Raw genomic sequence first — 3,491 nt, 5'->3', positions numbered from 1 at the left:
GTCTTTAGCCTTGTCCTGCATCACAAGCAACTGGGCTATCGGACCCTGTTTCATGCGTCCCGAAATTCTGCAAGCGCTACCATCATCCTGTTGACGCTTCCTGTCGCCTTGCTCATTCCTGCACTGGTGTTGGCCATGATGTCAGTAGAYGCAGTGATGGTCTCGGCATTCCCCTTGTCAAGATCACAGGAAATGATGTTCCAGCGAATGATGGCGAACGATCCCATGTCTGTCATCACGGTCTGCATCTTGGCTCCCGTTCTGGAAGAAATGCTTTTTCGCGGCATTATCGTGCGCAGTTTTCTGGCGCAATACCCCAGGAAGTTCGCTATTTTTGCCTCAGCGGCGTTGTTTGGTGCCGCTCATCTGAATATTTACCAGTTCATGGTGGGATTGATTGCCGGATCCATCCTTGCCTGGCTTTATGAACGAAGCAGGTCCCTATGGCCATGCATTGCGCTTCACTGCATGTACAACTCGACGATTTCATTCATCTGTCAAAACTTCAGCGAAAAATCCGGCAACATAGCCTTTTTGAGTGACTTGCCACTCTCCATCTGGATTGGCGCTTTTTTTCTGGCTTTTGTAGGTGCATCTGCGCTCCAGTTCACGCTTCGTGGCAGAACCTTGTCGTCCTAGTGCAGCATCAAGCTTCACCACAAGGGCCATTCATGCTTAAAAAATTTCTCGCCTCCGTAGGCTTGGGCAGTGCGCCCTCCAGTGCGGCAGCGGCCAATCCACCGTACACGCCTTACGCCAGCGATGCCGCCAATGCCATCTATAACCTGCTGTTTTGCGACGACGCCGCCGCTTTCAATGCATCCCCGGGGCAGAAACAAACCCCCTGGCAGACCACACTCTTCTCGGTGCCCGCCGACGTGCCTCAACTGCAGACCTTGGCAGGCGACACCTTGCAGGAAGGACGGGTACGATACCTGGCCTTCTCAAAGCTCAGGCAGGCCGGCAAAGCAGTCCCGCCCAAAGTCCTGCTCGGCGTCATCATCGAAGTTCCCCTTGCCGGTGGCCTGGACGCGCTGGCCGCCTTTTCGGAAGGTGGAGTTCGCTACGTCAATCAGTCCGGAAAGCTCGTCATCGTTGAAGGAATTGATAGTTTCCTGCCCATGGTCAAGCGCCTGTTCGCAGCATCTGAGCACATCGTTTCCCGCATCGGCCCTTGGGACAAGCCACGCCTTGGTCCACCCAACCCGGGCAATGTACGCTTGAGCTTTCTGGTGTCAGATGGCTTGTACTTCGGTGAAGGTCCCATGGCCGTGATGCAGCGCGAACCCTTGGCGGGCCCGGTTATCCAGGAGGCAACAGAACTATTGCTGGCTACTGTGGCGGTGGGTACTTGAGGCCAAGATGATCCGACGTGCACTGACAGGACTACTTTTGATTGCGAGTGTCTGCGCCTGGGCCAATCCCCCCGCAGCTACGGCCACACCGCAGCCAAAAGAAATACAGTTACAAGATCCCATGCCGGGGCAAGCGCTGCTGTATCTGGTGAGAATTTCCGGAGATATGGAGACAGTGACCGTGCTGGTGGATGGCGTTAAAGTGGCCACCATGCCACCGAATAGCTATACAGCCATCGGCGTCGCGCCCGGCGCCCGGCGGCTCATCGCCGCCACCCCCGCAGGCCAGGAGCGCATTACCGAGATCAGCGCACAGGCAGACGAACGGCGGTTTTTCTATCTGCTCGCGACTTTTTCGCGGCCGGCAGGAGACTTTGGCCAGTTTTTTGGTTTGCTTGGCGCTCTTGTTCAGGAGACCCTTAACCGCCCCACCGCTACCAACGGAAATCGCGTCTGGACAGAATCCCTGGAGCCAGAAGCGAAAGGCATGATGGAAGGCATGGCGCTTGCCTTACCGGACTAGCAACGCCTTTCGCATCCTTGCCAAGGCGTTCTCGGCCCCAGGCGAAGCTGTGTTATCGCAACTGGCGGGCCGCTGCAAAGACCTTCAATTCAACACGATGCTCAACCTGCGGGATACGAAATTGTGAAGCGCCTGCACAGCGTGCCCGATGATTTTGTGGCGMTCATCCGGATATTCAGCACAGCCGAAGGAGGACGTTCCACCCCGGCCTTTAACGGCATCCGCTGGGATTTTTCGTACGCCAGCGATCAAACCACAGATACCCTTTTCATGATTTATCCGGATTTTTACGATGCGCATGAAGACTCGCTGGCGGCCGATGCGCCTCTGCCTACAGGCGTCGAGCTACCGGCGCGAATGGTTGTATTGGCAGACGAAATGCGCGAAAAGGTCCATCGCGACCGCATTCAGGTGGGTACAACGTTTTATTGCCACGAAGGTCAAAGACGTGTTGCGCAAGGTCGTGTGCTGCGCCTCACCAATCTGTTTCTGCCGCGGGTAACAGGTTGACCACGGCCATTGGGCTCGCGCCGACTAGCCAAACTGGGCCTTCCAATTCCCGAGAGGCTTGAGGCGCGACTCGTTCGAAAGCGAACGGTGCCGTAGTGCTGTGGTGCTGAGGTGAGGCGACAACCTATCCAGCCACCCGATCCCGAATCTGCTGCAGCGCCGCCGGGTCATCCATCGTCGTCAAGTCCCCCGGATCCCTGCCCTCGCACACCGCCTGAATCGCGCGGCGCAGCATCTTGCCGCTGCGGGTTTTGGGCAGGGCTGATACGAAGTGCACGCGCGACGGGCGTGCCACTGCACCCAGATCACCGTCCACGCGTTTCATGATCTCGCCTTCCAGCTTCATCGCCGCCGCCTTGTCGGCCAGCACGCCCGAATCCTTGGGCACTGCAAAAGCCATGGCGACCTGGCCCTTGAGCTGGTCGGCCACGCCGATCACGGCCACCTCCGCAACGCCGGCATGGCCTGAAATGCTTTCTTCAATCTCTCGTGTGCCCAGGCGATGGCCGGCCACGTTGATCACGTCGTCGGTGCGACCCAGGATGAAGTAGTAACCGTCTTCGTCGCGAATGCCCCAGTCGAAGGTGCTGTAGACCTGCTTGCCGGGAACGCTCTTCCAGTAGGTGTTGACGAAGCGGGCGTCATCCTTCCAGATGGTTTGCATAAAACCGGGCGGCGTTGGGCCTTCGATGACGACGACGCCTTTTTCATTGGGCTGGGTCAGTTCTTCGCCGGTGGATTCGTGCAAGATTTTGACCTTGTAGCCGTACATGGGCACGCCGGGGCTGCCGAACTTGCTGGCCTTCTTTTCAACACCGTTGGCAATCGTGATGATGGGCCAGCCCGATTCGGTCTGCCAGTAGTTGTCGATGATGGGCACGTTCAGGCCCTCGCTGATCCAGCGGGCTGTCGGTTCATCAAGCGGTTCGCCGGCAAGGAAGAAGGCGCGCAGGCTGGAGAGGTCGTGCTTTTTCAGCAGGGCCGGGTCCTGCTTTTTCAGCACGCGCACGGCGGTGGGCGCGCTGAACATGCCGGTGACTTTGTATTTTTCGACCAGGCTCCACCAGATGGCGCCGTTGGGCTGCTTGTCCATGCCCTGCGTG

General features: G+C 57.9%; 5 protein-coding genes. 4 read left to right on the top strand and 1 reads right to left on the bottom strand.

Annotation, left to right across the window (positions count from 1 at the left end; genetic code table 11):
- The 4 genes from AC1D0Z_RS17910 to AC1D0Z_RS17895 form a co-directional block, all read left to right on the top strand.
- The coding region (locus AC1D0Z_RS17910; protein ID WP_477659550.1) for a lysostaphin resistance A-like protein at nt 1-639 on the top strand (639 nt) is incomplete at its 5' end.
- Between the two features lie 32 nt (nt 640-671).
- Entirely contained in the window at nt 672-1,355 is a 684-nt protein-coding gene (locus AC1D0Z_RS17905) for a hypothetical protein (protein ID WP_477659549.1), read from the top strand.
- 37 nt (nt 1,356-1,392) lie between these two features.
- Entirely contained in the window at nt 1,393-1,878 is a 486-nt protein-coding gene (locus tag AC1D0Z_RS17900; RefSeq protein WP_477659548.1) for a hypothetical protein, read from the top strand.
- A gap of 123 nt (nt 1,879-2,001) precedes the next feature.
- Nucleotides 2,002-2,388, top strand: a complete 387-nt coding sequence (locus AC1D0Z_RS17895) for a hypothetical protein (RefSeq protein ID WP_477659547.1) — start codon at nt 2,002-2,004, stop codon at nt 2,386-2,388.
- Between the two features lie 124 nt (nt 2,389-2,512).
- Here the strand turns inward: AC1D0Z_RS17895 and AC1D0Z_RS17890 are convergent.
- Nucleotides 2,513-3,491, bottom strand: a 979-nt coding sequence (locus tag AC1D0Z_RS17890) for an AMP-binding enzyme (protein ID WP_477659546.1), incomplete at its 5' end; no start/stop codon positions are given.

It is taken from the genome of Polaromonas sp. P1_E3 (genome assembly GCF_056405935.1).
The sequence above is the reverse complement of the archived record's forward strand: the minus strand, read 5'-3'. Positions and strand labels throughout refer to the sequence as shown.